This window comes from Pseudomonas sp. 2VD, assembly GCF_005503585.1.
Classification (GTDB): domain Bacteria; phylum Pseudomonadota; class Gammaproteobacteria; order Pseudomonadales; family Pseudomonadaceae; genus Pseudomonas; species Pseudomonas aeruginosa.
Genome location: NZ_SCND01000318.1, coordinates 1 through 6,906 on the forward strand (window position 1 = coordinate 1; position 6,906 = coordinate 6,906).

The window sequence follows — 6,906 nt, forward strand, 5'->3', positions numbered from 1 at the left end:
CCATGTATCTCCTTGGTATAATCACCGGCTTTTTCCTGCCGATGAGCTTCGTCACCGGCCTGCTGGGAATCAATGTCGGCGGCATTCCGGGGGCGGATGCACCGCATGGGTTCTGGCTGGCCTGCCTGCTGATCGGCGGGGTCGTCACCTTCCAGTGGTGGGTATTTCGTCGGCTGCGCTGGCTCTGACGTGACCTGGGGTGAGGAGAGGGCGTCACTCCCTCGTACAGACATGAGGTGTGCATGCACGATCCGTTCGAAGAGTCCCTGCGGGACCTGCTCAAGGCTTCGGCTCCCCAGCCGGACGACGACGCGCGTCTGGGACGGGTGCTGAAGACCGCCAATCGCCAGGTTGGCGCCGGTGACCTGTTCAGCCTCATGGGGCACTGGCTGCAGGCGCTGATGATCGGCATCAACAACGGTTCGCCGCATCTGGCGCCGGTTTCCCGTATTTCCGCGAAAAACGCATCTTCTGCTGACAAGGCTGAGTGAACATGCAATTCGATATCTGGACCCAGAGCTTGCTGACCGCGATGAACACCCTGTGGGGCAAGCTGGCAGGCTTCATTCCCAACCTGCTCGGCGCCCTGGTGGTCGTTCTGCTCGGCTTCGTCATCGCCAAGCTGCTCGATGCGCTGCTTTCCAAGCTGCTGGCCAAGCTGGGCCTGGACCGGCTGATGGGTGGCACCGGCCTGACCAAGCTGCTGGCCCGGGTCGGCATCCAGGTTCCGGTCTCGACGCTGGTCGGCAAGATCGTCTACTGGTTCGTGCTGCTCGTCTTCCTCGTATCCGCCGCCGAGTCGCTCGGCCTGCAGCGGGTATCCGCCACGCTGGACGTCCTCGCCCTGTACCTGCCCAAGGTGTTCGGCGCGGCCCTGGTGCTGATCGTCGGCGTGCTCCTGGCGCAACTGGTGAACAGCGTCGTGCGCGGCGCGGCGGACGGCGTCGGCCTCGAATACGCGAACGGCCTGGGGCGGATCGCCCAGTGGCTGGTCATCATCATCAGCATCTCGGTGGCGGTGGGGCAGCTCGAGGTCAAGACCGACCTGCTCAACTACATCATCGCCATCGTCCTGATCACCGTCGGCCTGGCCGCTGCGCTGGCCCTGGGCCTGGGCAGCCGCGAGGTCGCCGGGCAGATCATTGCAGGAATCTACGTCCGCGAGCTGTATCAGGTCGGACAACAGGTGAAAGTGGGTGACGTTGAAGGCACTATTGAAGAGATAGGTACGGTCAAGACCATCCTGCTGACGGAAGAGGGAGAGCTTGTGTCGCTGGCCAACCGTCTACTGCTCGATCAGCGAGTTACCAGCCGCTGATCCGGGAGAGATAATGGACGTGGCTGCTCTGCAGGGCGGCCCGGCTTACGATATGACTGGCCTGATCTCACTTGAATAAGCCTCACCCCCTGTCACAGCGGTATGACCCACGCCAGCTTTCCGATGAAGAGCTGGTCGAGCGTGCGCACTCGGAGCTGTTCCACGTGACGCGCGCCTATGAAGAATTGATGCGGCGTTACCAGCGCACGCTGTTCAACGTCTGTGCCCGCTACCTGGGCAACGACCGCGACGCGGACGACGTGTGCCAGGAGGTGATGCTGAAAGTTTTGTACGGGTTGAAGAACTTTGAGGGCAAGTCGAAGTTCAAAACGTGGCTATATAGCATCACGTACAACGAGTGCATCACGCAGTACCGCAAGGAGCGCCGCAAGCGCCGATTGATGGATGCGCTCAGCCTCGACCCGCTGGAGGAGGCTTCCGAGGAGAAGTCGCCGAAGGTTGAGGAGCGGGGCGGATTGGATCGTTGGCTCGTCCATGTCAATCCGATAGATCGGGAGATTCTGGTTCTTCGCTTCGTCGCGGAACTGGAGTTTCAGGAGATAGCGGATATCATGCACATGGGTCTGAGTGCGACGAAAATGCGCTACAAGCGGGCACTGGACCGCCTGCGCGAAAAGTTTTCAGATGCGACCGAAACATAGTTGGGTAAATATTGTCTCTCTATGCGGGAAGTTCTGATAAACTTGCCACCCAAGTTGTGCGGCTGATTGTTGGACAACTAACTGACCATCAAGATGGGGATTTAACGGATGAAACTGAAGAACACCTTAGGCGTTGTCATCGGCTCGCTGGTTGCCGCTTCGGCAATGAACGCCTTTGCCCAGGGCCAGAACTCGGTAGAGATCGAAGCCTTCGGCAAGCGCTACTTCACCGACAGCGTTCGCAACATGAAGAACGCGGACCTATACGGCGGCTCGATCGGTTACTTCCTGACCGACGACGTCGAGCTGGCGCTGTCCTACGGTGAGTACCATGACGTTCGTGGCACCTACGAAACCGGCAACAAGAAGGTCCACGGCAACCTGACCTCTCTGGACGCCATCTACCACTTCGGTACCCCGGGCGTAGGTCTGCGTCCGTACGTGTCGGCTGGTCTGGCTCACCAGAACATCACCAACATCAACAGCGACAGCCAAGGCCGTCAGCAGATGACCATGGCCAACATCGGCGCTGGTCTGAAGTACTACTTCACCGAGAACTTCTTCGCCAAGGCCAGCCTCGACGGCCAGTATGGTCTGGAGAAGCGTGACAACGGTCACCAGGGCGAGTGGATGGCTGGCCTGGGCGTCGGCTTCAACTTCGGTGGTTCGAAAGCCGCTCCGGCTCCGGAACCGGTTGCCGACGTTTGCTCCGACTCCGACAACGACGGCGTTTGCGACAACGTCGACAAGTGCCCGGATACCCCGGCCAACGTCACCGTTGACGCCAACGGCTGCCCGGCTGTCGCCGAAGTCGTACGCGTACAGCTGGACGTGAAGTTCGACTTCGACAAGTCCAAGGTCAAAGAGAACAGCTACGCTGACATCAAGAACCTGGCTGACTTCATGAAGCAGTACCCGTCCACTTCCACCACCGTTGAAGGTCACACCGACTCCGTCGGCACCGACGCTTACAACCAGAAGCTGTCCGAGCGTCGTGCCAACGCCGTTCGTGACGTACTGGTCAACGAGTACGGTGTAGAAGGTGGTCGCGTGAACGCTGTTGGTTACGGCGAGTCCCGCCCGGTTGCCGACAACGCCACCGCTGAAGGCCGCGCTATCAACCGTCGCGTTGAAGCCGAAGTAGAAGCTGAAGCCAAGTAATCGGCTGAGCCTCTAAGGAAAAACCCGGCTCAGGCCGGGTTTTTCTTTGCCTGGAAAAAGACCGCTCGTCAGGCGCTCAGGGAAATCGGTTGCGACACGATGTCGCGGGTTACTTCGCCGATCACCAGGATCGCCGGGCTTTTCAAGGCGAAACGTCCGGCGTCCCGCAGTAGCTCGCCGAGGTTGCTGCGGCATTCGCGCTGGTTGCCCAGTGTGGCGTTCTCGATCATCGCCAGCGGCGTATCCTCGGCCATGCCTCCAGCCAGCAGCCCGGCCTGGATCTCCGCGAGTCGGGCGACGCCCATGTAGACCACCAGCGTGGTACCGCTGCGTGCCAGGGCTTCCCAGGCCAGCGGGCTGTCGTCCTGGGTATGCGCGGTCACCAGGGTCACGCCGCGGCTGATGCCGCGGTAGGTCAGCGGTATGCCGCAGGCAGTGGCGCCAGCCAGCCCGGCGGTGATGCCGTTCACTATCTCGCTGTCTATCCCGTGCCGGGCCAGCCATTCGGCTTCTTCGCCGGCGCGGCCGAAGATGCATGGATCGCCGCCTTTCAGGCGCACCACGCTGCGTCCCTGGCGGGCATGCCGCAGCATCAGGCGCTGGATGAAGTCCTGCGGTGTGGAGCGGCAGCCGCCGCGTTTGCCGACCCGGACCAGCCGGGCGGACGGACAGTGCTCCAGTATGCTCGGGTTGACCAGATCGTCGACCATCACCACATCCGCGTCCTGCAGGGCGCGAACTGCCTTCAGGGTCAACAGTTCCGGATCGCCGGGACCCGCACCCACCAGCCAGACCTTACCGCTCATCGTCGTTCTCCTCAGGCATTCGCCGCCATGGGCCGGGGGGCCGCCAGCAGTCTCTTGATTTCCGGTACGCAGGAGCCGCAGCCGGTGCCGCAGCCGAACTCGCGCTTCAATCCGTCCAGGTCCAATCCGCGGGCGATGCCGCCGAGCACCGTTTGCTGGCTGACGTTCTGGCAACTGCACAGGGTCTTGCCGCCCGCACCCTGGCTGGGTCGTCCCGGTGCCGCGCCGAGTGGGGCGAGCAGCCAGCGGCGTAGCTCGCTATCGGCCCGGCCGGTAAGCCAGAGTTCTTTCAACCAGTCGCGGGCGAGGGTTTCGCCGGCGAGCCGGACGGCGACGATGCGCCCGTCTTCGAGGCGCACGCGCTTGCCGATGGCGCGCCGTGGGTCGTCGTAGGCGAGGATCGGCCCGTCGAGCAATTCGAGTTGGCGATCTATCCGCTCCAGCAGGTCTGCGCCAGGTGCCTCATGGTGTGCGGCGCTGACCAGCAGGGCGGGGCGCTCGCGTCCGGCGAGACTGAAGCTGGCGTGGTCGAAGACTTCGCACAGCGCACGGAGGGCCTCGAAACGCGCTTGGATATCGGTTTCCACCAGCGCGAACAGGCGCCAGGACAGTTCGACGGATTCGACCTGAACCCCGGCGTGCTTGAGTTCGGGTTGTTTCGACAGGGGGTCGAACGCCGGCAGGGTCAGGACATTGCAGCCCAGGCCCTTGAGGAAGCGATCGCCCCAGTGCATCGGCAGGAAGGCCTGGCCGGGGCGCACCGAGTCGTCTGCACTCACTGGCAGGATCAGGGCGCCACGCCGGCTCTTCAGGCGCACGAGCTGCCCGTCCTGCAGTTGGCGGCGGCGCAGTTCCTCGGGATGCAGGTGCACCAGGGCCTCCTCTTCATGGCCGAACAGGCGTGCGCAGGTGCCGGTCCGGCTCATGCCGTGCCACTGGTCGCGCAAGCGTCCGGTATTGAGGGTCAGCGGGTAGCGCGCGTCACGTTTTTCCTGGGCGGCGCGGTAGGGTTCGGCGACCAGTTGCGCGCGTCCCGAGGCGGTAGGGAAGCGGCCGTCTGCATAGAGCCGTGCGGTGCCTTGCTCCGCGCCAGTGGGAAATGGCCATTGCTGCGGCCCCAGGCGGTCGAGCAGTGCGTAGCTGAGGCCGGAAAGATCGAGGTCGCGGCCGGCGGTAAGCAGCTTGTATTCGTCGAACAGGCTGCGGCTGTCGGCAAAGGCGAACAGGCCGGGTTTAGCGGGCCGCAGGTGCCCTTCCAGGCGGCGCGCGAAGTCGCAGACGATGTTCCAGTCCTGGCGTGCTTCCCCGGGGGGCGGAACGGCCCGACGGACATGACTGACCCGCCGTTCCGAATTGGTCACGGAGCCTTCCTTTTCTCCCCAGGATGCGGCTGGAAGCAAAAGGTCGGCGTATTGGCAGGTTTCCGTGCCGGCGAAGGCTTCCTGGACCACCACGAAGGGACAGCGGGCAAGGGCCTCGTGGATCTTGCGCTGGTCCGGCAGCGATTGCGCGGGGTTGGTACAGGCGATCCAGAGCGCCTTGATCCGGCCGTCGTGGACCGCATCGAACAGCTCGATGGCGCTGAGGCCGGGGGACGTGGGCAACTGTTCCACGCCCCAGTAGTGCGCCACCTCGGCGCGATGGCCGGGATCGGCGGCTTCGCGGTGGCCGGGTAGCAGGTTGGCCAGGCTGCCGGTCTCGCGACCGCCCATGGCGTTCGGCTGGCCAGTGAGGGAAAACGGCCCGCATCCGGCGCGGCCGATCTTGCCGGTGGCCAGGTGCAGGTTGATCAGTGCGCTGTTCTTGGCGCTGCCGGCGCTGGACTGGTTGAGCCCCATGCACCAGAGCGAAAGGAAGCGCGGCGAACGGCCGATCCATTCGGCGCAGCGCTGCAGGTCGGCGCGGTCGATGCCGCAGATGTCGGCGACGGCGGCCGGGGTGTAGTCGCGCACCAGTTCCTTCAGGTCGGCGAAACCTTCGGTATGCTCGGCGATGAACGAACGGTCGATCCAGTCCTCCCAGAGCAGGATATGCAGGATGCCGTGGAACAGTGCGACGTCGGTGCCGGGCAGCAGCGCCAGGTGCAGGTCGGCCAGCTCGCAGGTGTCGGTGCGCCGCGGGTCGATCACCACGATGCGCATCTCCGGCCGAGCGGCCTTGGCGGCTTCCAGGCGACGGAACAGGACCGGGTGGGCGAAGGCCATGTTGCTGCCGGCGATCAGCACGCAATCGGCGCAGTCGAGGTCTTCGTAGCTGCAGGGCGGTGCGTCGGCGCCCAGGCTGCGCTTGTAGCCGACCACCGCCGAGGACATGCACAGGCGCGAATTGCTGTCGATGTTGTTGGTGCCGACCAGGGCCCGCGCCAGCTTGTTGAAGGCGTAGTAGTCCTCGGTCAGCAACTGGCCGGAGATATAGAAGGCCACGCTGTCCGGCCCGTGTTCGCGAATGGTCTCGGCGAAACGCCCGGCGGCATGTTCCAGGGCACTCTCCCAGTCGCTGCGAGCCCGCGCCATTTGCTTGCCGAGGCGCAGTTGGGGGTACAGCGCGCGGGCCTGGAGGTCGCCGGTCAGGTGCAGGCTGGCGCCTTTGCTGCAGAGTCTGCCGAAGTTGGCCGGGTGCCGCGGGTCGCCTTGCACGCCGAGGATGCGTTCGCCGTCGTGTTCGATCAGGACGCCACAACCCACGCCGCAGTAGCAGCAGGTCGAAGCGGTGGTGCGCAGCGGGGAATCTGTCGACATGCTCGGCTCCTGTTATCGGCGAGAGATCAGGCGCACAGCGCCACGCTGTCCAGGCCGAGCAGCACCCGTCCGTTCTCCACCCGCACCGGGTGGCGATGGGCGCAGCCCTGGTCCGGGGCCACGGCTTCGCCGCTCTCCAGTTCGATCTGCCAGTTGTGCAACGGACAGGCCACTCGCTTGCCGTAGATCAGGCCCTGGGACAGCGGGCCGCCCTTGTGCGG

8 protein-coding genes are annotated in these 6,906 nt (G+C 64.3%); 5 read left to right on the top strand and 3 right to left on the bottom strand.

The window, feature by feature from the left end; translation table 11 throughout:
- The 5 genes from FFS27_RS25575 to oprF all read left to right on the top strand — a co-directional run.
- On the top strand, positions 1–188 hold a 188-nt coding region (locus tag FFS27_RS25575), incomplete at its 5' end, for a CorA family divalent cation transporter (RefSeq protein WP_272483175.1).
- Between the two features lie 48 nt (positions 189–236).
- Complete coding sequence (locus FFS27_RS25580) at positions 237–491, top strand: hypothetical protein (RefSeq protein WP_003122844.1); 255 nt, start codon at positions 237–239, stop codon at positions 489–491.
- A gap of 2 nt (positions 492–493) precedes the next feature.
- Complete coding sequence (locus tag FFS27_RS25585) at positions 494–1,318, top strand: mechanosensitive ion channel family protein (protein ID WP_003087830.1); 825 nt, start codon at positions 494–496, stop codon at positions 1,316–1,318.
- Positions 1,319–1,389: 71 nt separating this feature from the next.
- On the top strand, positions 1,390–1,980 hold the full coding sequence (sigX, locus tag FFS27_RS25590) for an RNA polymerase sigma factor SigX (protein WP_003098059.1): 591 nt from the start codon (positions 1,390–1,392) through the stop codon (positions 1,978–1,980).
- A 108-nt stretch (positions 1,981–2,088) separates the two neighbouring features.
- Positions 2,089–3,141, top strand: a complete 1,053-nt coding sequence (gene oprF, locus FFS27_RS25595; RefSeq protein ID WP_003087843.1) for an outer membrane porin OprF — start codon at positions 2,089–2,091, stop codon at positions 3,139–3,141.
- Between the two features lie 68 nt (positions 3,142–3,209).
- Here oprF and cobA read toward each other — a convergent pair whose 3' ends face one another.
- The 3 genes from cobA to FFS27_RS25610 form a co-directional block, all read right to left on the bottom strand.
- On the bottom strand, positions 3,210–3,947 hold the full coding sequence (gene cobA / locus FFS27_RS25600) for a uroporphyrinogen-III C-methyltransferase (RefSeq protein WP_003087845.1): 738 nt from the start codon (positions 3,945–3,947) through the stop codon (positions 3,210–3,212).
- Positions 3,948–3,958: 11 nt separating this feature from the next.
- Positions 3,959–6,685 (bottom strand): nitrate reductase, encoded by a 2,727-nt coding sequence (locus FFS27_RS25605; protein ID WP_021264601.1) that lies wholly within the window; start codon positions 6,683–6,685, stop codon positions 3,959–3,961.
- A gap of 26 nt (positions 6,686–6,711) precedes the next feature.
- On the bottom strand, positions 6,712–6,906 hold a 195-nt coding region (locus FFS27_RS25610), incomplete at its 5' end, for a Rieske 2Fe-2S domain-containing protein (RefSeq protein WP_137952284.1).